At 61.9% G+C, this 21,169-nt stretch carries 23 protein-coding genes; 16 read left to right on the forward strand and 7 right to left on the reverse strand.

Going from position 1 to position 21,169, the window contains the following annotated elements; genetic code table 11:
* Positions 1 to 83: 83 nt before the first annotated feature.
* Positions 84 to 776, reverse strand: coding sequence for a DNA-3-methyladenine glycosylase family protein (locus G9X64_RS13085; RefSeq protein WP_168314982.1), 693 nt, complete (start codon positions 774 to 776; stop codon positions 84 to 86).
* Between G9X64_RS13085 and gluQRS the strand changes: the two genes are divergently transcribed.
* Complete coding sequence (gene gluQRS, locus G9X64_RS13090; RefSeq protein WP_171376663.1) at positions 775 to 1,656, forward strand: tRNA glutamyl-Q(34) synthetase GluQRS; 882 nt, start codon at positions 775 to 777, stop codon at positions 1,654 to 1,656. The genes G9X64_RS13085 and gluQRS overlap by 2 nt on opposite strands.
* Here the strand turns inward: gluQRS and G9X64_RS13095 are convergent.
* Positions 1,621 to 2,544 (reverse strand): YihY/virulence factor BrkB family protein, encoded by a 924-nt coding sequence (locus G9X64_RS13095; RefSeq protein WP_003543284.1) that lies wholly within the window; start codon positions 2,542 to 2,544, stop codon positions 1,621 to 1,623. The two genes, gluQRS and G9X64_RS13095, sit on opposite strands and share 36 nt — an antisense overlap.
* A gap of 76 nt (positions 2,545 to 2,620) precedes the next feature.
* On the opposite strand from G9X64_RS13095, the gene G9X64_RS13100 reads away from it, so the two are divergent.
* From G9X64_RS13100 to G9X64_RS13130, 7 genes are all read left to right on the forward strand, one after another.
* Positions 2,621 to 3,454, forward strand: coding sequence for an SDR family oxidoreductase (locus G9X64_RS13100; RefSeq protein WP_171376664.1), 834 nt, complete (start codon positions 2,621 to 2,623; stop codon positions 3,452 to 3,454).
* Between the two features lie 17 nt (positions 3,455 to 3,471).
* The gene (locus G9X64_RS13105) at positions 3,472 to 3,675 is read left to right on the forward strand and encodes a twin transmembrane helix small protein (protein ID WP_012759165.1); all 204 of its coding nucleotides are present in this window, start codon (positions 3,472 to 3,474) and stop codon (positions 3,673 to 3,675) included.
* Between the two features lie 371 nt (positions 3,676 to 4,046).
* Positions 4,047 to 4,625, forward strand: a complete 579-nt coding sequence (locus G9X64_RS13110) for a cob(I)yrinic acid a,c-diamide adenosyltransferase (RefSeq protein WP_168313066.1) — start codon at positions 4,047 to 4,049, stop codon at positions 4,623 to 4,625.
* A gap of 33 nt (positions 4,626 to 4,658) precedes the next feature.
* Complete coding sequence (locus G9X64_RS13115; RefSeq protein WP_168313067.1) at positions 4,659 to 5,444, forward strand: rhomboid family intramembrane serine protease; 786 nt, start codon at positions 4,659 to 4,661, stop codon at positions 5,442 to 5,444.
* 187 nt (positions 5,445 to 5,631) lie between these two features.
* Positions 5,632 to 6,381: an electron transfer flavoprotein subunit beta/FixA family protein gene (locus G9X64_RS13120; protein ID WP_171376665.1), complete on the forward strand. Its 750-nt coding sequence runs from the start codon at positions 5,632 to 5,634 to the stop codon at positions 6,379 to 6,381.
* A 25-nt stretch (positions 6,382 to 6,406) separates the two neighbouring features.
* Positions 6,407 to 7,348 carry an electron transfer flavoprotein subunit alpha/FixB family protein gene (locus G9X64_RS13125; protein WP_171376666.1) on the forward strand — a complete coding sequence of 314 codons (942 nt, stop codon included), beginning with the start codon at positions 6,407 to 6,409 and terminating at the stop codon, positions 7,346 to 7,348.
* A 148-nt stretch (positions 7,349 to 7,496) separates the two neighbouring features.
* Positions 7,497 to 8,378, forward strand: coding sequence for a 3-hydroxybutyryl-CoA dehydrogenase (locus G9X64_RS13130; protein ID WP_168313466.1), 882 nt, complete (start codon positions 7,497 to 7,499; stop codon positions 8,376 to 8,378).
* Between the two features lie 179 nt (positions 8,379 to 8,557).
* On the opposite strand, the gene tlpA is transcribed toward G9X64_RS13130, so the two are convergent.
* A complete protein-coding gene (tlpA, locus tag G9X64_RS13135; protein ID WP_129421869.1) occupies positions 8,558 to 9,220 on the reverse strand; it encodes a thiol:disulfide interchange protein TlpA in 663 nt (220 codons plus the stop codon).
* A gap of 26 nt (positions 9,221 to 9,246) precedes the next feature.
* Here tlpA and argH point away from each other — a divergent pair, with 26 nt between their 5' ends.
* From argH to G9X64_RS13155, 4 genes are all read left to right on the forward strand, one after another.
* The gene (gene argH / locus G9X64_RS13140) at positions 9,247 to 10,650 is read left to right on the forward strand and encodes an argininosuccinate lyase (RefSeq protein WP_168313465.1); all 1,404 of its coding nucleotides are present in this window, start codon (positions 9,247 to 9,249) and stop codon (positions 10,648 to 10,650) included.
* Between the two features lie 134 nt (positions 10,651 to 10,784).
* The gene (gene lptM, locus G9X64_RS13145; protein ID WP_168313464.1) at positions 10,785 to 10,997 is read left to right on the forward strand and encodes an LPS translocon maturation chaperone LptM; all 213 of its coding nucleotides are present in this window, start codon (positions 10,785 to 10,787) and stop codon (positions 10,995 to 10,997) included.
* A gap of 11 nt (positions 10,998 to 11,008) precedes the next feature.
* Positions 11,009 to 12,277 (forward strand): diaminopimelate decarboxylase, encoded by a 1,269-nt coding sequence (gene lysA, locus G9X64_RS13150; protein WP_018448103.1) that lies wholly within the window; start codon positions 11,009 to 11,011, stop codon positions 12,275 to 12,277.
* Positions 12,278 to 12,442: 165 nt separating this feature from the next.
* The gene (locus tag G9X64_RS13155; RefSeq protein WP_171376667.1) at positions 12,443 to 15,094 is read left to right on the forward strand and encodes a TIGR02302 family protein; all 2,652 of its coding nucleotides are present in this window, start codon (positions 12,443 to 12,445) and stop codon (positions 15,092 to 15,094) included.
* Positions 15,095 to 15,239: 145 nt separating this feature from the next.
* On the opposite strand, the gene G9X64_RS13160 is transcribed toward G9X64_RS13155, so the two are convergent.
* The 3 genes from G9X64_RS13160 to G9X64_RS13170 all read right to left on the reverse strand — a co-directional run bounded on the left by G9X64_RS13160 (position 15,240) and on the right by G9X64_RS13170 (position 17,047).
* Positions 15,240 to 15,599 (reverse strand): response regulator, encoded by a 360-nt coding sequence (locus G9X64_RS13160; RefSeq protein WP_168313462.1) that lies wholly within the window; start codon positions 15,597 to 15,599, stop codon positions 15,240 to 15,242.
* Positions 15,600 to 15,715: 116 nt separating this feature from the next.
* The gene (gene hpt / locus G9X64_RS13165; protein WP_003567049.1) at positions 15,716 to 16,258 is read right to left on the reverse strand and encodes a hypoxanthine phosphoribosyltransferase; all 543 of its coding nucleotides are present in this window, start codon (positions 16,256 to 16,258) and stop codon (positions 15,716 to 15,718) included.
* Between the two features lie 129 nt (positions 16,259 to 16,387).
* Positions 16,388 to 17,047 carry a hypothetical protein gene (locus G9X64_RS13170; RefSeq protein WP_171376668.1) on the reverse strand — a complete coding sequence of 220 codons (660 nt, stop codon included), beginning with the start codon at positions 17,045 to 17,047 and terminating at the stop codon, positions 16,388 to 16,390.
* Between the two features lie 206 nt (positions 17,048 to 17,253).
* Here G9X64_RS13170 and ftsE point away from each other — a divergent pair, with 206 nt between their 5' ends.
* The 4 genes from ftsE to G9X64_RS13190 all read left to right on the forward strand — a co-directional run bounded on the left by ftsE (position 17,254) and on the right by G9X64_RS13190 (position 20,589).
* Positions 17,254 to 17,913, forward strand: coding sequence for a cell division ATP-binding protein FtsE (ftsE, locus tag G9X64_RS13175; RefSeq protein ID WP_003543317.1), 660 nt, complete (start codon positions 17,254 to 17,256; stop codon positions 17,911 to 17,913).
* On the forward strand, positions 17,906 to 18,919 hold the full coding sequence (locus G9X64_RS13180) for a cell division protein FtsX (protein ID WP_168313460.1): 1,014 nt from the start codon (positions 17,906 to 17,908) through the stop codon (positions 18,917 to 18,919). Before ftsE ends, G9X64_RS13180 begins: the two co-directional genes overlap by 8 nt.
* Positions 18,920 to 18,986: 67 nt before the next feature.
* Positions 18,987 to 19,703: a YdcF family protein gene (locus G9X64_RS13185; RefSeq protein WP_168313459.1), complete on the forward strand. Its 717-nt coding sequence runs from the start codon at positions 18,987 to 18,989 to the stop codon at positions 19,701 to 19,703.
* A gap of 88 nt (positions 19,704 to 19,791) precedes the next feature.
* The gene (locus tag G9X64_RS13190) at positions 19,792 to 20,589 is read left to right on the forward strand and encodes a lysophospholipid acyltransferase family protein (protein ID WP_168313458.1); all 798 of its coding nucleotides are present in this window, start codon (positions 19,792 to 19,794) and stop codon (positions 20,587 to 20,589) included.
* A 2-nt stretch (positions 20,590 to 20,591) separates the two neighbouring features.
* Here G9X64_RS13190 and G9X64_RS13195 read toward each other — a convergent pair whose 3' ends face one another.
* Positions 20,592 to 21,122: a gamma-glutamylcyclotransferase gene (locus tag G9X64_RS13195; protein WP_168314752.1), complete on the reverse strand. Its 531-nt coding sequence runs from the start codon at positions 21,120 to 21,122 to the stop codon at positions 20,592 to 20,594.
* Positions 21,123 to 21,169: the final 47 nt, after the last annotated feature.

The following is a 21,169-nucleotide window of genomic DNA, read 5'->3' on the forward strand; positions in this document are numbered from 1 at the left end:
CACCTGTATATTAGGCCGGTTGTTACAGGATTGTGAAGTCCAATAAATTCAGAGGATAAAGGCAATTTGAAGAGTGTTGCCGATCAGCCGATCGGCACCATGTCACGGCGCATCTTCGTGGCGTAGTAGGCCCAGAAAAGCCGTGCCGCCACCGAGCGCCACGGCGACCAGACCGCCGAAAGCTCAACAAGCGTCTTCGCCTGCGGCCGCGCGGCAAGACCGAATGCCGCCCCGACGGCATTCTGCAGCGCGACATCGCCGGCCGGGAAAACATCGGCATGGCCGCCGCAAAACATCAGATAGACCTCTGCCGTCCACGGCCCGACACCCTTCAGTGCGGTCAGTTCGCCAAGCGCCTCGCCCGGCGGCTTCAGGCATAGCCCGGAGAGATCGAGACGGCCGGAGGCGACCGCTTCGGCAATCCGCGACAGCGTCTCGGCCTTGGCGCGCGACAGACCGAATTCGCGCCACGCTTCGGCGTGAAGCAGTGCGTAACCTTCGGCCGTCAGCAAGCCATCCGCCGGCAGCATGCGCCGCCAGATCGCCTCGGCGCTGGCGCGCGACACCATCTGCGAGACGATGATATGGGCAAGACCGGCAAAGCCGGGCTCGCGCAACCTGAGCGGAATAGCCCCGGCCTCCGCAACGATCGGCGCAAGACGCGGATCGAGGCGAAGCAGCGCTTCGAGCCCCTGCCTGACATCGTCTTCGTTGCGAATGATCTGCACTTTGCCTCGCAGTGGTTCGAAAGCCGAATCCATGGCAGAAGAAAGCATGACCACGAGTGAGCGTCAAAAACCCGTTTTTCGTTTTGCGCCGAGCCCCAACGGACCGTTGCATCTCGGCCATGCCCTCTCGGCCCTTCTGAACCGCGACATGGCGCAGGCCGAACAAGCGCGCCTGCTGCTGCGCATCGAGGATATCGACCAGACGCGCTGCACGCCCGAGTTCGAGGCCGGCATCCTCAGGGATCTCGAATGGCTTGATATCAGCTGGGAAAGCCCGGTGCGGCGCCAGTCGGAACATTTTCCCGAATATCAGGCGGCGTTGCACGCACTGATCGAGCGCGGACTGGTCTATCCGGCCTTTCTGACGCGCGGCGAGGTGAAGGCGCGCGTCGTCGCCTACGAGGCGGCGGGTGAATTCTGGCCGCGCGATCCCGACGGCACTCCGCATTATCCCGCAAATGATCGCGAGCGTCCGGCAGACGAATGGCGGGACATGCTGACCTCGGGGAAGAAACATGCCTGGCGGCTCGATATGCGCAAAGCGCTCGACCTGATCGGCGAGCTGCTGTTCTGGACGGAAACGGGCGACGGCAGGACAGGCGAGATTGCCGCAGAACCCGACGTCTGGGGCGACGTCATCCTGTCGCGCTCGGATGCGCCATCGAGCTATCATCTGTCCGTGGTTGTCGACGATGCGCTGCAGGGAGTCACCCATGTCGTGCGCGGGCTCGACCTCTTCCACGCCACATCGGTGCACCGGCTGTTGCAGGTGCTGCTCGGCCTGCCGCAGCCGGTCTATCACCATCATCGTCTCATTCTCGGCGCCGATGGCCGCAAGCTTTCGAAAAGCCAAGGCGACAGCGGGCTTGGCGAATTGCGCGCCCAGGGCATGTCAGGGGCGGATATTCGCCGCCTTGTCGGGCTCTGACTGCCTTTCGACACGCTCTCTGCCGACGATCGAAAGCGTGTGCGAAAACATCCGGAAGACGCGGAACTTGATCAGCGCTGCATTGATCTCCGCACCGATGATGAAGATGACGCCGACCATGTAGAGGAAGATCAGCACGATCATGACAGAGGCGAGACCGGCATAGGTTGCCGTATAATTGGCGAAGGTCGCGAGATAATAGGCAAAGATCAGTGCGCCGGCGAGCCAGAGAAGCAGCGTCAGCAGCACACCGGGGATGACGTCGAAGACCCGCCGCTTGCCGGCCGGCAGCCAGAGATGCATGACCAGCAGTCCGACGGTCAGAACCACCAGCGTGCCGTAGATGCGCCAGCTGAAGACGATGTCGAGCGTATCGGCAAACAGCGGGAACCATTTCCTCGAATAATCGAGCGCCAGCGGCAGGGCGACGAGCAGAATGCTGATCGCCGTGAAGATGATGACCGCGATCAACACGTAGCCGAGGCTGGCGAGACGGGTGAAATACCAGGCCCGCGTTTCCTGCACTCGATAGGCGCGATTGAGCGAAATGCGCAGCGCTTCGACACCGTTCGAAGCGAAATATGCGGCCGCCAGCACCGAGATCGTCAGCAGCCCGCCGCGCGGAATGGTCAGCACCTGCAGCACCTGGTCGGCGAGCGGTTTGGCGATCGCCTCGGGCCAGGTGTCGAAGATCAGGTGGATGGCGGTCGAGGAAAATTGATCGGCGCCGAGGAAGCTTGCAAGCGCGGTGCCGAAGATCAAGAAGGGGAAAACCGCAAGCAGGCTCGACAGCGCCACATGGCTTGCCATGGCAAAGCCGTCGTCCTCGACCATGTGACAGATCGCGTCATAGACCACGTCGTAGATCGTGCGCAGCACCTTCGGCATTCGGTCTCCGGCTTTCCAGATTGTATCCTCTGGCCGAATATGGGAAACGAGTCCCATTTTGTACAGGAATCATTCCATGGCGGGAGAGCGCACCATCGTCGTGACCGGATGTTCGTCCGGTATCGGCGCTCATTGCGCGCGGTCGCTGAAAGTCGATGGCTGGCGTGTCTTCGCGACGGTGCGCAAGCCGGAAGATTTGCCGGGGCTGGAAACCGAGGGCATCGAGGCCTTCCTGATGGACTATGCCAGGACCGAGACGATTTCCGACCTGGTCGGCGCGGTTCTGGAACGCAGCGGCGGTCGCATCGACGCGCTCTTCAATAACGGCGCCTATGGCCAGCCGGGCGCCGTCGAGGATCTATCGACGGCAACGCTGCGCGCGCAGTTCGAGGCGAATTTCTTCGGCTGGCATGAATTGACACGGCAGGTCATTCCGCCGATGCGCAAACGTGGCCAAGGGCGGATCGTGCAATGCTCGTCGATCCTCGGCGTCGTCCCCTATCGCTATCGCGGCGCCTACACCGCGTCCAAGTTCGCGCTGGAAGGCCTCAGCATCACGCTCCGCATGGAGCTGCAGGGCAGCGGCATCCATGTGAGCCTGATCGAGCCGGGACCGATCGCCACGCGGTTCACCGCCAATGCGCTCGCAAAGATCAAGGAGCATATCGACCTCGAAAATTCGCCGCACGCGGTCGATTACATCAGACAATTGGCGAGACTCGACGGATCGGGGCCGGTCAACCGCCATAAACTCGGCCCGGAAGCGGTCTATTCCGTGTTGAAGCACGCATTGAACTCGAAAAATCCGAGGCCACATTATCCCGTAACGACTCCGGCTAAGCAGGGCATGTTTCTGAAGCGGCTGCTTCCGGCAGACCTCTTCTACCGCCTGATGCGCTGGATGGACTGACTGAGAAAGCTGAATCCATGTCCACGGTCACCTATATCCTCGCGATCATCGTCATGGGCGTCGTCGCCCTCGTCCTGATCCGCGGCCTCTTCAACATGATGAAGGGCGGCGATCCCAACCGTTCCAACAAGCTGATGCAGCTTCGTGTGCTGTTGCAGGCGATCGCCGTCATCCTGATCATGGTGACGCTGTGGCTGACCGGCGGCGGCCGCCCGACTTGAGGTGACCAATGGAGCGGACATTATGATGATGGGTACAGAGAGATGAGTGCCGGCTTGAGGAAACACCCCGACGCGGTGTGCGTCAGTATGCCGGGGAGAGTTTGGCGAGAAGGCCAACCCCACTCTCCGTCATCCTCGGGCTTGACCCGAGGATCCATGCCCGTAGCGGCTGATGGACGTGGTGTGGATGCTCGGGTCAAGCCCGAGCATGACGGAGGACGGAGCAGGCGGAAGGAGCCATTCACGGCGCAGACGCCCGTGTCAGGGACATCATCTGCCAACGAAATCAACAATATCGGCCCCAGGCTGAACAGATTTGGTGCGGGAGGATGGGATGATGCGAACGCCCTCCCGTCAAGGGGCGGTGCCATATGGTAAAACTCAACAAGATCTACACGAAGACAGGCGATGATGGCACGACCGGGCTGGTGTCCGGCCCGCGCCGGCTCAAAGACGATCTGCGCGTCGAGGCCTACGGTACGATCGACGAGGCCAATTCCGCGATCGGCCTGGCGCGGCTGCACACGGCCGGCTTGCCGGAACTCGACGCCATGCTGATATCGATCCAGAACGACCTCTTCGACCTCGGCGCCGATCTCGCTACCCCTGACACTGGTGAGCCGCCCGCCTACGAGCCCCTACGGATCGTCGAGACGCAGGTCGACCGCGTCGAGCACGATATCGACCAGTTGAACGCCGGCCTGGAGCCACTGAAGTCCTTCATCCTGCCGGGCGGCAGCCCGGCTGCCGCCCATCTGCATCTTGCCCGCACGATTGCACGACGCGCCGAGCGTTTGATGGTGGCGCTTGCCCGCACCGACGGCGAAATCGTCGGCGAGCCGGCGATGAAATATGTCAACCGGCTCTCCGATTTCCTCTTCGTCGCCGCACGTCATGCAAATGACCGGGGCCATGCGGATGTGCTTTGGGTTCCGGGAAAAAACAGATAGGCTTGTCCCGATCACGATCGCCGGGGGGCCTTTATGTTCATACCACTTCACGATGCCAATACGCTGAAACATATCAAGGTCCAGTGGGTGACGCTCGCGCTGATCGCCCTGAATATCGCGGTCTGGCTTTTGACCAGCCTGGAGAGCGAGCAGGCAGCCCAGGCGACGACCGTCGGGCTCGGCTACATCCCGGCAATCGCATTCGGCCACGCGGTGCTGGCGCCGGGGCTCGAAATCGTACCGGAGCCGCTGACCTACCTGACCTACGCCTTCGTCCATACCGGCTTCTGGCATCTCGCCGGCAACATGATCTTCCTCTGGGTTTTTGGCGACAATGTCGAGGATGCGATGGGGCATCTGCGCTTCCTGATCTTCTATTTCGTTTGCGCGGCCGCCGGCGCGCTCTGCCACGGCCTGCTGACGATGACCTCGGAAGCACCGCTGGTCGGCGCGTCGGGGGCGGTCTCCGGCGTCGTTGCAGCCTATGTCATGCTGCATCCGCGCGTCCGGGTCTGGGTGCTGGTGTTTTTCCGTGTGCCGCTGCCCTTGCCGGCCTTCGTGCCGCTGCTTTTGTGGATCGGGCAGCAGTTCTTCATGCTGGCGATTGCACCTGATGGCGACGTTTCCTGGGGCGCGCATGTCGGCGGCATCCTTGCCGGCGCTTTCCTGATCCTGGTGTTTCGCCGGCCTGATGTGCCGCTCTTCGACCGGCAGATCGTCACGCCCCGCGCCGTGAGAAACGACGCAGGCGCTGGCCCGGCCATCGCGGCCGGCCCGGACGGGCGGACGGCGCAGCGCTTTCCCTGGGGCCGACGCTAAACGACAATATTGACGTGAACGTAAACGTCCATATATTGCCGAGGCAAATCGTCTGCCGGCGTCATGGAAGCGTTGAATTTGGAGGAAAAGCGCGTATCCATGTCGCCATTCGACAATCGGAGCGGCGCCCAAGCGCGCATTTTCTAAAAAAGTCTCTGAAGCCAGTTTCTCCTGAAGGAAGGACCCCATGAAGATACTCGTCCCAGTCAAACGGGTTGTCGACTACAACGTGAAGATCCGGGTGAAGCCGGATGGCACGGGTGTCGAGCTTGCCAATGTGAAGATGTCGATGAACCCGTTCGACGAGATCTCGGTGGAAGAGGCGTTGCGGCTGAAGGAAGCCGGCAAGGCCGAGGAAGTGGTGGTGGTGTCGATCGGTCCGGCCAAGGCCGAAGAGACGCTGAGGACGGCCCTTGCCATGGGCGCCGATCGGGCGATCCTGGTCGAGACCGATGATGCGGTCGAGCCGCTGACTGTCGCCAAGATCTTGAAGGCTGTGGCCGATGCCGAACAGCCCGGCCTGATCATCGTCGGCAAGCAGGCGATCGATGACGATTCGAACCAGACCGGCCAGATGCTGGCAGCACTGCTTGGCATGCCCCAAGCGACCTTTGCCTCGAAGATCGAGATCGGTGATGGCAAGGCTCAGGTCACCCGTGAAGTCGATGGCGGCCTGCAGACGATCGAGGTCAAGCTGCCGGCGGTCGTCACCACCGATCTGCGCTTGAACGAACCGCGCTATGCCTCGTTGCCGAACATCATGAAGGCGAAGAAGAAGCCGCTCGACAAGAAGAGCCCGGCAGACTTCGGTGTCTCGACCACGCCGCGCCTCAAGGTGTTGAAGACCGAGGAGCCGTCCGGCCGCAAGGCCGGCGTCAAGGTCAAGTCGGTCGCCGAACTCATCGACAAGCTCAAAAACGAAGCCGGCGTGCTGTAATCAGGTTGGAACAGGAGCCATCATCATGACCATTCTTCTTCTGGCTGACCACGACAATGCAAGCCTGTCCGATCAGACCGCCAAGGCGCTGACGGCAGCCGCAAAGATCGCCAAGGAACAGGCAAGCGACATCCACATTCTCGTTGCCGGCAAGGCGGCCAAGCCTGCTGCCGAACAAGCGGCCAGGCTTGCCGGCGTCTCCAAGGTGCTGCTGGCCGAAAGCGACGAACTGGCCAACAACCTGGCCGAACCGCTGGCCGACCTGATCGTCTCGTTGGCAGGCAGCTACGACACGATCCTGTCTGCCGCCACCTCGGTCGGCAAGAACGTGCTGCCGCGCGTCGCTGCCCTCCTCGATGTCGCCCAGGTCTCCGAGATCATCGAGGTGATCTCTGCCGATACCTTCAAGCGGCCGATCTATGCCGGCAATGCCATCCAGACGGTGCAGGCGAGCGATGCCAAGAAGGTGATCACCGTGCGCACCGCATCCTTTGCCTCCGCACCGGAAGGTGGCTCGGCCACCGTAGAGGCGATCCCGGCGGTTTCCGATCCGGGGCTTTCGACCTTCGTCGGCGATGCGCTGTCGGCCTCCGACCGGCCGGAACTGACGTCTGCCAAGATCATCATCTCCGGTGGCCGCGCACTCGGCTCTGCCGAGAAGTTCAGGGAGGTCATCCTGCCGCTTGCCGACAAGCTCGGTGCCGCCGTCGGTGCATCGCGTGCGGCCGTCGATGCCGGCTATGCGCCGAACGACTGGCAGGTCGGCCAGACCGGCAAGGTGGTGGCGCCGCAGCTCTACATTGCCTGCGGCATTTCAGGCGCCATCCAGCATCTGGCGGGGATGAAGGATTCGAAGGTCATCGTCGCCATCAACAAGGACGAGGAGGCGCCGATCTTCCAGGTCGCCGACTATGGATTGGTCGCCGATCTCTTCGACGCCCTGCCGGAATTGCAAAAGGCGCTCTGACCGCGTCAAATGCCTTTCTTTCGCACGTGCGAATGACTGGAAAATTATCTTTTATCGGGCTACTACTGCTGCCGGGCGATCCTTCGTCCGGCAGTATTGCTAGAAAAATGCGGCGGCGCGGGGGCGAATGCCGTGCGGGGGTTTGGAGATGAATGCGGTGTTGAAGAATATTGGTATTATCGGTGCCGGCCAGATGGGCTGCGGCATCGCGCATGTTTCGGCCGCCGCAGGTTATAGGGTTCACGTCTACGATCTCTCGCAGGACCGCATCGAATCCGGCCTTGCCACCATCAACGGCAACTTGGCCCGCCTGGTGACGAACGGCAAGATGACCGAAGAGGAACGCAAGTCGACCTTGTCGCTCATATCAGGCTCGTCCGATGTCAATGATCTCGCCCCATCCGATCTCGTCATCGAGGCCGCCACCGAGGATGAAACGGTCAAGCGCAAGATCTATACCCAGGTCTGTCCGGTCCTGAAGCCGGAAGCGCTGCTTGCCACCAACACCTCTTCCCTTTCCATCACCCGCCTTGCTGCCGCCACCGACCGCCCCGAACGCTTCATGGGCATACATTTCATGAACCCGGTGCCGGTGATGAAGCTGGTCGAACTGGTGCGCGGCATCGCCACCGACGAGAAGACCTTCTCCGCCGCCAAGGAATTCGTCGGCACGCTGGAAAAGACCATCACCGTCGCCGAGGATTTCCCGGCCTTCATCGTCAACCGCATCCTGCTGCCGATGATCAACGAAGCGATTTACACTCTCTATGAAGGCGTCGGCACGGTTGATGCCATCGATACCGCGATGAAGCTCGGCGCCAACCATCCGATGGGACCGCTGCAGCTTGCCGATTTCATCGGCCTCGACACCTGCCTCTCGATCATGCAGGTGCTGCATGACGGCCTGGCGGACTCGAAATATCGTCCCTGCCCGCTGCTGGTGAAATATGTCGAAGCCGGCTGGCTCGGACGCAAGTCCGGCCGCGGCTTCTATGACTATCGCGGTGAAGTGCCGGTCCCGACGCGGTAAGCAGACCATCACCAGAAAGGGCGAATGGACCGAACGCCCGCGAAATGCTTTCCTTGCCGGGAACGGGAGGAAACGCCATGTCGACCGAAACACCCATGTTCCTGCTGCAATGCTGCGTCCTTATCGGAATCGCAGGCGTCTTCCTCATGAGAGGAGATGGGGACTCCTGATCAACGTCGTTACGACCCGATCGCACCCTTGATAAGCGCCTTGGCGTCTTCGCTATCCCAGGCGGCCGGGCCGTTCATGGCGGAGATCAGGCAGCCCTTGTCGTTGAGCAGTAGCGTCACCGGAAGGCCGAAGGCAAGGCCTTCCTTCTTCAGGCTGTTGAAGACGCCGATCGTGTTGTCGCGGTAAAACTGCAGCGCATCGACGCCGGTCTCGGCCAGGAAAGTCTTCGGCTTCTCGTCGTCGCCGGTGTCGATATTGACCGGCACGACTTGGAACCTGTCGCTGCCCATCTCCTTTTCGAGTGCGTTCAGCGCCGGCATTTCCTCGCGGCAGGGTACGCACCAGGTGGCCCAGAGATTGAGAAGCACGGTCTTGCCGGCGAAATGGTCGAGCGTCAGCGGCTTGCCATCCGGCCCGTTGAAGGAAACCGCCGTCAGCTTGCGCGGCTCGGTGGCGGCAACCATGGCGGCCACCTGCCCCTTCATCAGCGGCGCCAGATTGGCAGCACGCTCCTTCGCCAGCGAGCATTCGGCCGAAGCGCTGCTGCCGATCCCATTGCCAATCCCCGTCTCCTTCACGTATACCGCTGCCGCACCTGCAACGACACCTGCTACGGCGGCGATTGCGATCAATTTTCCGGACGGCAGGCCGAAGGGTTTTTTCGTCGTCATTTCATTCTCCAGGACGGGCATCTTCCATGGCCGAGAACAACACGGACACCAAATCCTCCAACCAGATGTGGGGTGGGCGCTTCGCCTCCGGCCCGGACGCGATCATGGAGGAGATAAATGCCTCGATCGGTTTCGACAAGAAGCTATTCGCGCAGGATATCCGCGGTTCGATTGCCCATGCGACGATGCTCGCCCATCAGGGGATCATTTCCGCCGAAGATAAGGACAAGATCGTTCACGGGCTAAACACGATCCTGTCAGAAATCGAAAGCGGCAATTTCGAATTCTCGCGTCAGCTCGAAGACATCCACATGAATGTCGAAGCACGTCTGGCGACGCTGATCGGACCGGCGGCGGGCCGCCTGCACACCGCCCGCTCGCGCAATGATCAGGTGGCGCTCGACTTCCGTCTCTGGGTGAAGGAAGAGCTGCAGAAGACCGAGCAGATGCTGACCGGCCTGATCGCTGCCTTCCTCGACCGCGCCGAAGAACATGCCGAAAGCGTCATGCCGGGCTTCACCCATCTGCAGACCGCCCAGCCCGTTACCTTCGGCCATCATTGCATGGCCTATGTCGAAATGTTCGGCCGCGATCGCTCGCGCGTGCGCCACGCCATCGAGCATCTGGATGAAAGCCCGATCGGTGCCGCCGCACTTGCCGGCACCGGCTATCCGATCGACCGTCACATGACGGCCAAGGCGCTCGGTTTCCGCGAGCCGACCCGCAACTCCATCGATACGGTCTCCGACCGCGATTTCGCCATCGAATTCCTGTCGATCGCAGCGATTGCGGGCATGCACCTGTCGCGTCTGGCAGAAGAGATCGTCATCTGGTCGACCCCTCAATTCGGTTTCGTGCGTCTCTCCGACGCCTTCTCGACCGGCTCCTCCATCATGCCGCAGAAGAAGAACCCGGATGCCGCCGAACTGGTGCGCGCCAAGACCGGCCGCATCAACGGCTCGCTGGTGGCGTTGCTGACGATCATGAAGGGCCTGCCGCTCGCCTATTCCAAGGACATGCAGGAAGACAAGGAACAGGTCTTCGACGCCGCCGAGAGCCTGGAATTGGCAATTGCCGCCATGACCGGCATGGTGCGCGACATGACCGTCAACACCGCGCGCATGAAGGCGGCGGCCGGCTCCGGCTATTCGACGGCGACTGATCTTGCCGACTGGCTGGTGCGCGAAGCGGGCCTCCCCTTCCGCGACGCCCATCACGTCACCGGCCGGGCCGTAGCACTCGCCGAAAGCAAGGGCTGCGACCTTGCCGAGCTGCCGCTCTCCGATCTGCAGGCGATCCATCCCGACATCACCGACAAGGTCTACGACGTGCTGACCGTCGAGGCCTCGGTCGCCAGCCGCAAGAGCTTCGGCGGCACGGCGCCGTCCGAAGTGCGAAGGCAGATCGCCTTCTGGCGCGCCCGCAACTAAGAGATACCAGGCGTGGCGAAAAGCCGCCGCGCCCTTCATGCGGGCCTGGAAAGACCGCCCAACAATCAGGGTGCACAAGGCGAATAAACTTCGCTATGAAGATGTCCATCATTCGATATGAATGATGCCATCACATGCCGCATAAGAGGATATCCATGAAGAGCTTGCCGCACCTCGTCCGCCTGACGGCGGTTCTCGCCGTCATCGGCCTTGCCGTTGTCGGATGCGGGCGTAAGGGCGACCTCGATCCGCCGAGCGCTGCGGCAACCAAGGAAGGCGACGTTTCCAAGCCGACGAAACGGCCGGGAACCGTCGACAAGCCCTTCCTTCTCGATCCTCTTCTTTAAGGCACAAACCCGTGAACCATTTCGAGTACCGTGACGGCGTCCTTCATGCGGAGAACGTCCCCGTTCCCGAGATCGCCAAGGCGGTCGGCACCCCTTTTTACGTCTATTCCACCGCGACGCTGGAGCGCCATTACCGCGTCTTTTCGGAAGCCTTCGCTGACATGGATTCCATGGTCTGCTATGCGATGAAGGCGAATTCGAACCAGGCGGTGCTGAAGACGCTGGGCCGCCTCGGCGCCGGCATCGATGTCGTCTCGGAAGGCGAGCTGCGCCGCGCGCTTGCCGCCGACATTCCGGCGAGCCGCATCATGTTCTCAGGTGTCGGCAAGACGCCGTCCGAGATGGATTTTGCCCTTGAGGCCGGCATCTATTGCTTCAACGTCGAATCCGAGCCGGAGCTCGAGATCCTCAACCAGCGCGCCGTTAGCGCGGGCAAGAAAGCGCCGGTCTCTTTCCGCATCAACCCTGATGTCGATGCAAAGACGCATTCCAAGATCTCGACCGGCAAGAAGGAAAACAAGTTCGGCATCTCCTGGGAGCGCGCCCGCGCCATCTACGCCCATGCCGCCAGGCTGCCGGGCATCGAGGTCACCGGCATCGACATGCATATCGGCAGCCAGATCACGGAATTGCAGCCCTTCGACGACGCCTTCAAGCTGCTGCACGACCTTGTCGCGACGCTACGCGCCGACGGCCACACCATCCATCACGTCGATATCGGCGGCGGCCTCGGCATCCCCTACAAGGACGACAACAATCCGCCGCCGCTGCCGGATGCCTATGCCGCAATCGTCAAGAACCAGCTGCGCGGCCTGGACTGCAAGATCATCACCGAACCCGGACGCCTGATCGTCGGCAATGCCGGCATCCTCGTGACCGAAGTCCTCTATGTGAAGGATGGCGGCGAAAAGACCTTCGTCATCGTCGACGGCGCGATGAACGATCTCATCCGCCCGACGCTCTACGAGGCCTATCACGAGATCCGCCCGGTGACGATTTCGGCGGCCAACGCGCCCCGCATCCGCGCCGACGTGGTCGGTCCCGTTTGCGAGACCGGCGATTATCTGGCACTCGACCGCGAGATGGCGATGCCGAAGCCCGGCGACCTAATGGCCGTCAGCACTGCCGGCGCCTACGGCGCGGTCCAGGCCGGCACTTATAATAGCCGCCTGCTGGTGCCCGAAGTTCTGGTCAGGGGCAGCGATTTTCATACGATTCGCCCGCGCAGAACCTATGCCGAACTGATCAGCCTCGACTCCGTTCCGGCCTGGCTCGACTGAACAAGCCATCACTTTTTGGCGAATAGACGTGAAAAGCCGGTATTACCGGCCGCTCGCCCTCGCCTTCGCCACAAAGAGTGTTATCCTTTCGTTCACGAGCGTATTGCCCCGCAATCGCCGGAAGCGCCCTCTGTTCCAGAACGCCAGATCGCGGAGACCGGACCGATGACAAGCCCCTCGCGGCAGAAGAAAGGTGCATTTGCGTTCCGTCCCTCGCTTGCCCGGCTGGTGACGACGAAACGCCTGTTGGCGCGCATCGTGCTCTTTTTCGAGCAGTTGCTGCCGCCTTTGATGCCGGTACTGTCCGTCATCGCCTTTTATCTCTGCGCCTCCTGGTTCGGCCTCTTCCGCAGCGTGCCGGACTGGCTGCGCATCTTGCTGCTGATTGCCTTTGCCGCCGCTTTTCTGGTTTCGCTCCTCCCGTTCCGCACCCTGCGTTGGCCGAAAGTCGCAGAAGCCGACCGCATGCTGGAGGAGCGCAACGGCCTGCCGCACCAGCCGGTCGCCGTCCAGGAAGACGAACCGGCCTTCGATACGCCCTTCGGCCGGGCGCTCTGGCGCGAGCACCAGACGCGCATGGCCGAAAAGATCGCAGCGCTCGATGCCGGACTACCGCGGCCTGATATTGCCGCGCATGACCGTTTCGCGTTGCGCGCCGTCCCGGCGCTGCTGCTTGTTACTGCCTTCGGTTATTCGCTGTCGATCAACGGCGGTTCGATCCGCGACGCATTGCAGGCAGCGCCCGAGCCGGTGGTCAGCGATCCGGCGGTGCGCATCGACGCGTGGGTGACGCCGCCTTCCTATACCGGCCGCGCCCCGGTTTACCTGACGGCTGACGGCAGCGAGCAGGCGCCGATCGGCATTCCGCAGTTTTCAGGCCTCACTGTCCGCGTCAGCGGCGGAAAGACGACCGAAAAAGTCGTGTTCCGCAAGGCGAATGGCGAGGCCCAGGATATCGCCGTGCAGGCGGATACCAAGCCGCAGCAAACGGCCGCATCAGGCAGCGAGCAACAGGCGGCGGCACCGGCCAGCCAGGCTCTTGTCGCGCAGACGCATATGATGAAGCTCCAGGAGAACGGCGCACTCGAGGTCAATGGCCGCCGCTGGAGCTTCGACGTGCTTCCCGACAAGGCGCCGGAGATTGCCTTCGACAGTTTGCCGAAGCCCAGTGTCAACGGCGCGCTCGAAATCGGTTTCACCGTCAAGGACGATTACGGCGTCCAGGAGGCGCATGCGGAGATCGTTCCCGTCGAAACAGACCCGACGGCGACGCCGCTCTATCCGCTGCCGGAGTACCGGCTGGATATCCCCCGCCGCAACGCCCGCGACGCCAAGGGCGTGACCAGCCGGAACCTGACCGAACATCCGCTTGCCGGCAAGCGCGTGCGCATCACCCTCGTCGCTAAGGATGCCGCTGGCCAGACCGGCCGCAGCCCGCCGCATGAGATGGTGCTGCCGTCGCGGCCCTTCAACGAGCCGCTTGCCGCAGCCGTCGCCGAGCAGCGGCAGGTCTTCGCGCTCGATACGCGCAAGATGCCGCAGGCGATCGCCTTGAACGAGGCGCTGACCATCCGTCCCGAGGAGACGATCCCCAAGCTTACCAACTACCTGCTGCTCGAATCCGCCTTGGCGCGCATGAAGCTCGCAAAGGGCGAGGATGCGCTGAAGGATACGGCCCAATATCTCTGGGAGATCGCCCTCGGCATGGAGGACGGTGATCTCTCGCTGGCCGAGCGCAAGCTGCGCGAAGCCCAGCAGAAGCTTGCCGACGCGTTGGACCGCAACGCCCCCGACGCGGAGATCAAGAAGCTGATGGACGAGCTGCGCAAGGCGATGCAGGACTATATGACCGAGCTCGCCCAACGCATGCAGAACGCGCCGATGCAGCCGAACCAGAATGCGCAGAATATCCTGCGCCAGCAGGATCTGGAACGGATGATGGACCAGATCGAGAATCTTGCCCGCTCCGGCAATCGTGACGCGGCCCAGCAGATGCTGTCGGAATTGCAGCGGATGATGGACAACTTGCAGGCGGGCCGTCCGCAGCGCGGTCAGCAGAGCCAGGAAAACAGCGAAGCCCGCAAACAGATGGACAAGCTCGGCGAGATCCTGCGCGACCAGCAGAAGCTGATGGAACAGACCTTCCGGCTCGATCAGCAGCTCAGGGACCGCATGCAGCGCGGCGAGACTGACATGGGCGAAAACGACCCGCTGCTCGACGAGATGAATCCGGGAGAGAATGGCGAGCCCCAGGATCAGCAGCAGGGACAGCAAGGCAAGGAAGGTGAGCAGCCCTCCGACCAGATGACGGCCGAGCAGCTGCGCGAGGCGCTGAAACAGCTACGCGCTCAGCAGGATGCGCTCGGCAAGCAGCTCGGCGAATTGCAGAAAAGCCTCGGCGAAATGGGCATGAAGCCCGGCCCAGGCTTTGGCCAGGCGCAACGCGAAATGGAAGGTGCCGGCCGTGAACTCGGCCAGGGCCGCGGCCAACCGGCCGTCGAGGGCCAGGGCCGCGCGCTCGAAGCGCTTCGCCAGGGCGCCCGCGACATGATGAACCAGATGATGCAGGCGCAGCAGGGCCAGCAGGGTCAAGGTCCAAACGGCCAGGTGGGCCAGGGCGACCAGAACGGCCGCGACCCACTCGGCCGGCCACGCCGGACCCAGGGACCTGATTTCGGCGATGACGTGAAGGTGCCTGACGAAATCGATGTTCAGCGGGCGCGAGAAATCCTTGACGCGATCCGCGAAAAACTCGGCAACAATCCACCGCAGGAAATGGAACGGCGCTATCTCGAGCGGCTGTTGGATATCCAGTAGGTCCTACGCCACCACACAATGCATCGCAGTCGCTTTAACAGAATGATTTTAGGCCGGAGCGGCCTAAAATCTAAATCCGGACCTCAATCGAGGAAGGTGAGCACCATCTCGTCCGAAGAACGCTCACACCTTTCGCCATTATGCTCTAAGCGACGAGCGCCCGGGCGACAGCCTTGCGGATATCGGGAAGCGCGAAGGGTTTGGCAACGACATCTATGATCTTTTCGGCAAGATTGTCGGCCCGTTCGCGCTGTTCGGCATAGCCGGTCATCAGCAGGATCTTCAAACTGGGAAAAGCGTCTTTTGCCTGATGGGCGAGCTCAATGCCGTCCATCACGGGCATGCGGATATCTGAAAGCAGCAGATCGTAGACCCCGTCCTTAAGCTTCTCCAGCCCCTCGGCCCCATCGGCCGCCTCATCGGTCTCGTGGCCATCAAGCCGCAGGGCCCGGGCTACGAAGGACCGCAGGGAGTCCTCGTCTTCCGTAATCAGAATTCTTGCCATATGTGCATCGCTCCGTATCAGCCCCGCGACGGAAATCACCAGACTTTCCTTTTCGATCGGTAAAGATGAGGAAGCGATAGACGAGATGGTTAACAACCCGTCTCGAACGCAACAGCTCAGGCGTCCCCGGTCACCACGCCGACGAAGGGCAGTTCGCGAAAGGCATAAGCGACATCCATGCCGTAGCCGACGACAAAATAGTCAGGGCATTCGAAGCCGACATAGTCGGCCTCCAGCTTTTCCTTGCGCTTGACGCGCTTGTCGAGCAGCACGGCGATCGTGACGTTGCGCGCGCCGCGTTCGAAGAGCAGCTCCTTGGCAAAGAGCAGCGTCCGGCCGGATTCGAGGATATCATCGATCAGCAGGACGTCGCGGCCATGCACGTCGCTGTCGATATCCTTGACGATGCGAACGCCCTGCGAAACCGTGCCGATGCCGTAACTCGACAGCGTGATGAACTCGACCTCCGGGGCAAGCCCGCTATCATGCAGGGCGCGAATCAGGTCGGCGGCGAAGATGAAGGAACCCTTCAGCACGGCGATGACGAGCAGGTCCTTGGTCGGGCCGTTGGCGATCTCCCGCGCCATCGAATGATTGCGCTCGGCGATCTGCTCGGCAGTGAAGAGCGGCTCGATGTTTTTTCCGCGCACGACAGGCATAAGGGCTTGCTCCATGAAAAGAAGGGTAAGCCGTTAGCACATATGCGAGCCTGAAACAGCCTCACCGGTTATGAAATTAACGGGATTGGCGCGGCGGTGGCGCGAAAGTCGGCCCCATCCCATGTCCAGTTACGTCTGTGGCAGGAAGGAAAGCCGGACCTCCGGCATTTTTCCGCCGGCATGCTGGACGCGAGCCGAGAAGCCACGGCTCTGGCCGCCATAGATCACATCGGCCGGCGGGTTGATGACGATGCTTGCGGTCAGCCGTTCGTCGGTCACGAGATCGGCACGGATCGGATGCACCGTCTGTGTCGTGCCGCTCTCGTTTTCGATGATGCCGTTGATGACGAGCACGCGCATGCCGTTCGCATCACGCGGCGTCACTGTGACATGGGTGAAATGAAGCGATGCTCCCGAAGTGGCTCGCTCGCCGGAAAGGCCGGAAAAACCACCCGCAAGCCCGAAGACGAGCACGACGAACGCCAGCACCAGCGCTGCGAAGCTCCGCATCGACGCGCGCTGCAGCGAGGATTCCACGGTCTGCAGAACGGAAGCAGCCATTGCCGGCATGAACGGCGGCGGTGCGGCGTGTGCGGCAGCCATGCGCTTGCGGTTGTCGTTATAGGTCCTTGCATTGAATTCCCTGGGCCGAACTTTGCCGAGGGTAATGAATTCGGCGTCGGAGATATCGGCAGGACGCGCCGAGCGGTACTGACGATTGGCGGGTTCCGGCGGCAGGAAATCATAGGTCTGGTCCGGCGTCCGGCGGCTGAAGGAGGATGCTTCCATGGTGGCTGCCTCGCAGATGTCCACATGGTTTCGCTGCCAGGGGAAATCTTGGCATTGAAACGAATCCTGCTCAGTCGTAAATTTTAATGGTTAATGCTTCGCAAAGATCGCCATCAAACGGGCGTCTTTCCAGCAATATTTACCGGCTGTTAACGGTGTTGGTTAACAAGTCGTGCGGTGAAACCCACAACAGACTGAGCTGCCCGTTGATCCACTTCGAGAATGTCGGTTTGCGCTATGGCATGGGCCCGGAAATCCTCCGGGACCTGACCTTCGACATTCCGAAGAAATCCTTTCAGTTCCTGACCGGCCCATCGGGCGCCGGCAAGACGTCGCTGCTGCGGATGCTTTTCATGTCGCTGCAGCCGACGCGCGGGTTGATCCGCATGTTCGGGCGCGACATTTCCGAAATCCCCCGCCCCGAACTGCCGCTTCTGCGTCGCCGCGTCGGCATCGTCTTCCAGGATTTCCGCCTCCTCGACCATCTCACCACCTATGAGAATGTCGCTTTGCCCTTGCGGGTGCGTGGCAAGGATGAGAGTTCCTACAAGACCGACGTCCTGGAACTTTTGAAATGGGTCGGCCTCGGCGAACGCATCAACGTGCTGCCGCCCGTACTCTCCGGCGGCGAGAAGCAGCGCGCCGCAATCGCCCGGGCGCTGATGGATCGGCCGGAAGTGCTGCTGGCCGACGAGCCGACCGGCAATGTCGACCCGCCGATGGCCAAGCGCCTGCTCAACCTTTTCCTCGAGCTGAACCGCCTCGGCACGGCAGTCGTGATCGCCACGCATGACCTGGCGCTGATGGAGCAGGTGGAAGCCCGCCGCATGATCCTCTCAGAGGGGCATCTCGATATTTATGACTGAGCCCCCGTCCAGAAACCCCGAGAAGGCGTCTGCCAAGACCCAACAGAAGCGGCCGGAATTGCGCGTGCGTCCGACCGCGCCGATCCTGCCGCCTTCCAACATCCAGGGCAGCGCCTTGATGGTGGTGATATCGATCATGGCCTTTCTCGCCTGCCTGACGCTTGGCGGCGTCAGCATGGTGCGCTCGACGGCAGCCAGCTGGGAGAGCCAGATCTCCCGCGAGATCACCATCCAGATCAAGCCGGACGACAATCTCGACATGGAAAAGGCGCTGACCCAGGCGCGCGACCTGGCGTTGACCTTCGTCGGCACCAAGAGCGGCCAGATCGTCGACGAGGCGGCGACCGCACGGCTGCTCGAACCCTGGCTCGGCCCCGGTCTCGATCTCAAGGATCTGCCCGTTCCCCGCCTCGTCATCATCACCATCGACGAGAACAATCCGCCGGATTTCGATTCGATGCGGGCGTTGCTGAAGGAGAGTATCCCGCAGGCTACCCTCGACGATCACCGCACCTGGGTCGACCGGCTGGTGTCCATGGCGCACACGACTGTCATGATCGGCACCGGCATCCTGCTTCTGGTTTTCACGGCGATGGTGCTCACCGTCGTCTTCGCCACGCGCGGCGCGTTGTCGGGCAATCGGCACGTCGTCGAGGTGCTGCATTTCGTTGGCGCCGAAAGCTCCTTCGTCGCTACCGAATTCCAGAAGCATTTCCTGAAGATCAGCCTCAAGGGCTCGGCGATCGGCAGCGCGCTTGCCGCCCTCTTCTTCGCCACCGCCGGTTTCTGGCAAAGCCGCACCCTCGCCACCCCCGAAACGGACCAGGCGACCGCGCTCTTCGGCACCTTCTCCGTCGGCGTGCTCGGCTATGCCGGCATCTTCGCAACGATGATCGTCATCGCGCTCCTGACCACCTTCACCGCGCGGCTGACCGTCATGCGGACGATCTACGAAATCGATACGCTACGCTCGGACCCGACACGCACCGACGGCATCGGAAGTTGATCGTGACCGTGCCGTTTTGCCAAGAAAGCGTCTGTTCCGCGCCGCAATCAGCGTATAATCACGATTCATGACGATGGGACACACAACACCCAACCCGATTCATCAGGACCCGGAGCTTGATCGCCCGGCAGGTTTGCCGCCGCGGCGTGGGCCGATCCGCCGCCTGCTGCGCTGGGGCGGCTTTGCCTGCTTGCTGGCAATTGCCTTAGTGTTCGGCGGGTTCCTGCGTTTCGCTGATTCCGTGACGACGCTGAAGCCCCCGGCCGAGCCGAAGGCGGATGCCATCGTGGTCCTGACGGGTGGTTACCAGCGCATCGACCAGGCGGTGGAACTGCTGCAGAAGGGTGCCGGCAAGCGCTTGCTCATTTCGGGAGTCCACCCGACGACGACGCCGGCGCAGATCCGCAAGATGACGCAGGGTTCGGCCGATCTCTTCTCCTGCTGTGTCGATATCGGCTACGATGCGATCGATACGATCGGCAATGCCGAGGAAGCTTCGAACTGGATCCACGCCAAGGGATACCGCAGCGTTCTGATCGTCACCAACAACTACCACATGCCGCGAAGCCTCGCCGAGCTCTCCTATGTCGATCCCGACATCGAGTTCATCGCTTATCCCGTGGTCAACTCGGATTTGAAGAGCCGCAACTGGTTCACCGATCCGAATGCGATGCGCGTCATGCTGGCCGAATATGTGAAAGTGCTGCTGACCGGCGCCCGCAACGTCACCGGCTTCGGCCGCCACACCGGGTTGCGCTCGGCAAGTGCGTCCGGCCAAGATTGAGGCTTTTACATCAGGGCGTCATCAAACGCTTTTTATGGCGGGCAATATCGTGTAGGCCGGTCGCGTGAGCATGCCTCGGGAAAGTTTCATGATCGCCCTGCGTTCCGTTCTCTTCAACACGATCTTCTACGCCAACCTCATCATCCGGATGATCGTGCTCTCGCCCTACTATTTCGTCGTGCCGCGCAAGATCGCCTATGCGATCCCGAAGAACTGGGCGCGCTCCAACCACTGGCTGATGCGGGTGATCGTCGGCACCACCTTCGAGATCGAGGGCCTGGAGAACCTGCCTGATGGCAGTTACATCCTGGCGCCGAAGCACCAGTCCTTCTGGGATACCTACGCGCTGCTGCCCTGGTTGAAGGATCCGGTTTATATCCTGAAACGCGAACTGATGTGGATTCCGCTCTTCGGCTGGTATGCGAAGAAGCAGCGCATGATCCCGGTCGATCGCGGCGCCCGCGGCAAGGTGATGGTGGAAGTGCTGAAACGCACGAAGGAAGAGCTTTCGACCGGCCGCCAGCTCATCATCTATCCCGAGGGCACCCGCCGCCCGCCGGGCGCAGAGCCGCTCTATAAATACGGCATCGCCCGGATGTACCGCGACCTCAGCCTCCCCGTCGTCCCGGTCGCCATGCATCCCGGCCTCTTCTGGCCGCGGCGGAGCATTCGTCGTTATCCCGGCCATTTCAAGGTGAGGATCCTGCCGCCGATCATGCCGGGAATGGATCCGGACGCTTTTTTCGCCCATCTGATCGAGGTATCGGAGCGGGCAAGCGACGAGCTTCTGCTCGAAACCGTCGCGCAAAATCCGCATCTGCCGCTCCCGCCGACGGCAGTCGACAGACTGGTCGAGTTGCGCAAATTGAACGCGGCAACTGGCTAAGATCAGGCGGCGCGCAGCCGCTCCACTTCGTTGACGACCTGCTCCAGCCAATGGTCGCGAATGCCCATCTGCTTCAGATGCATCAGCGTGTTGAAGACATAGGCATCATTCGGACCAGACTGGCCTTTTGCTTCGTTCACCACCCGCGCCGCCGCAAGCGCATCCAGTGCGCCGGCATATTGTTCATGCTCGCGATCGATGATGTAGGCGACCGCTTCTACCCGGCGCCGGCCGGCAAGCTGCAGCCGCACCCGGCGCTCCAGATAGACATTGGTGACCAGCTCGCGAGCGCGGAGATAATCGATCACCTGATCCCATTTTTCCGGCGAAATGCGGAAAGCCATGCCGCGGCAGGCCCCCCCCCTGTCGAGGCCGAGAACCAGGCCCGGATTATCGCGGGTGCCGCGATGGACAAAGGAGCGGACGCAGAGCGAACGCCTGTAGCCGTAGACCAGGGCCTCTGCCCGCTCCATGAACTCGAAGCCCGGATTCCACATCAGCGAACCGTAGCCAAATACCCAAAATTCGTCCATATCGCACGCCAGACCGGAATCACATTTGCGATTCACCATTGGAGAAC

The sequence above is a fragment of the Rhizobium sophorae genome (assembly GCF_013087515.1).
GTDB lineage: Bacteria > Pseudomonadota > Alphaproteobacteria > Rhizobiales > Rhizobiaceae > Rhizobium > Rhizobium sophorae.

Excerpts from the sequence above, each read along its gene's own strand:
- gluQRS (WP_171376663.1), top strand. The coding sequence starts at position 775 with ATGACCACGAGTGAGCGTCAAAAACCCGTTTTTCGTTTTGCGCCGAGC.
- G9X64_RS13085 (WP_168314982.1), bottom strand. The coding sequence starts at position 776 with ATGCTTTCTTCTGCCATGGATTCGGCTTTCGAACCACTGCGAGGCAAA.
- G9X64_RS13095 (WP_003543284.1), bottom strand. The coding sequence starts at position 2,544 with ATGCCGAAGGTGCTGCGCACGATCTACGACGTGGTCTATGACGCGATC.
- G9X64_RS13100 (WP_171376664.1), top strand. The coding sequence starts at position 2,621 with ATGGCGGGAGAGCGCACCATCGTCGTGACCGGATGTTCGTCCGGTATC.
- G9X64_RS13105 (WP_012759165.1), top strand. The coding sequence starts at position 3,472 with ATGTCCACGGTCACCTATATCCTCGCGATCATCGTCATGGGCGTCGTC.
- G9X64_RS13110 (WP_168313066.1), top strand. The coding sequence starts at position 4,047 with ATGGTAAAACTCAACAAGATCTACACGAAGACAGGCGATGATGGCACG.
- G9X64_RS13115 (WP_168313067.1), top strand. The coding sequence starts at position 4,659 with ATGTTCATACCACTTCACGATGCCAATACGCTGAAACATATCAAGGTC.
- G9X64_RS13120 (WP_171376665.1), top strand. The coding sequence starts at position 5,632 with ATGAAGATACTCGTCCCAGTCAAACGGGTTGTCGACTACAACGTGAAG.
- G9X64_RS13125 (WP_171376666.1), top strand. The coding sequence starts at position 6,407 with ATGACCATTCTTCTTCTGGCTGACCACGACAATGCAAGCCTGTCCGAT.
- G9X64_RS13130 (WP_168313466.1), top strand. The coding sequence starts at position 7,497 with ATGAATGCGGTGTTGAAGAATATTGGTATTATCGGTGCCGGCCAGATG.
- tlpA (WP_129421869.1), bottom strand. The coding sequence starts at position 9,220 with ATGACGACGAAAAAACCCTTCGGCCTGCCGTCCGGAAAATTGATCGCA.
- argH (WP_168313465.1), top strand. The coding sequence starts at position 9,247 with ATGGCCGAGAACAACACGGACACCAAATCCTCCAACCAGATGTGGGGT.
- lptM (WP_168313464.1), top strand. The coding sequence starts at position 10,785 with ATGCCGCATAAGAGGATATCCATGAAGAGCTTGCCGCACCTCGTCCGC.
- G9X64_RS13155 (WP_171376667.1), top strand. The coding sequence starts at position 12,443 with ATGACAAGCCCCTCGCGGCAGAAGAAAGGTGCATTTGCGTTCCGTCCC.
- G9X64_RS13160 (WP_168313462.1), bottom strand. The coding sequence starts at position 15,599 with ATGGCAAGAATTCTGATTACGGAAGACGAGGACTCCCTGCGGTCCTTC.
- hpt (WP_003567049.1), bottom strand. The coding sequence starts at position 16,258 with ATGCCTGTCGTGCGCGGAAAAAACATCGAGCCGCTCTTCACTGCCGAG.
- G9X64_RS13170 (WP_171376668.1), bottom strand. The coding sequence starts at position 17,047 with ATGGAAGCATCCTCCTTCAGCCGCCGGACGCCGGACCAGACCTATGAT.
- G9X64_RS13180 (WP_168313460.1), top strand. The coding sequence starts at position 17,906 with ATGACTGAGCCCCCGTCCAGAAACCCCGAGAAGGCGTCTGCCAAGACC.
- G9X64_RS13185 (WP_168313459.1), top strand. The coding sequence starts at position 18,987 with ATGACGATGGGACACACAACACCCAACCCGATTCATCAGGACCCGGAG.
- G9X64_RS13190 (WP_168313458.1), top strand. The coding sequence starts at position 19,792 with ATGATCGCCCTGCGTTCCGTTCTCTTCAACACGATCTTCTACGCCAAC.
- G9X64_RS13195 (WP_168314752.1), bottom strand. The coding sequence starts at position 21,122 with ATGGACGAATTTTGGGTATTTGGCTACGGTTCGCTGATGTGGAATCCG.